Origin of the sequence: Heliobacterium mobile, from assembly GCF_009720735.1 — a bacterium.
In the GTDB taxonomy this organism is placed as follows: domain Bacteria; phylum Bacillota; class Desulfitobacteriia; order Heliobacteriales; family Heliobacteriaceae; genus Heliobacterium; species Heliobacterium mobile.
In genome coordinates, this window is the sequence record NZ_WNKU01000142.1 from 1 (window position 1) to 396 (window position 396).

Here is a 396-nt window from a genome sequence, read left to right on the forward strand (position 1 = left end):
GGAAGGATGTTGTCTAACACTCTTTGGGCGCTTCTTCGGCTTTTGCAGAAGATCATCAGGTCGTCCGCATAGCGGACAAATCTGTGTCCCCTTTTCTCAAGCTCCTTGTCCAATTCATGGAGCATGATGTTGCTACGTATTGGACTGAGAGGGCCGCCTTGCGGTACTCCGATTGGTGTTTCTTCGAAGCTGTTTTGGACCATGACTCCGGCTTTCAGGTATTTATGGATGAGCGATATGACTCGACCAATCTTTGATGGTTCTGGATAATACTTCTACCAACTTACTTTGGTTCACGGTATCAAAGTATTTCTCCAAGTCCATGTCTACCACATACTTGTATCCTTCGTTGATGTTGTTTTGACATTTCCGAATCGCGTCATGTGCGCTTCTTCC

1 pseudogene is annotated in these 396 nt (G+C 46.0%); it reads right to left on the reverse strand.

What is annotated here, in order from left to right:
- A pseudogene (locus GJ688_RS20180) lies at window positions 1–396 on the reverse strand (reverse transcriptase domain-containing protein); the annotation flags it as partial.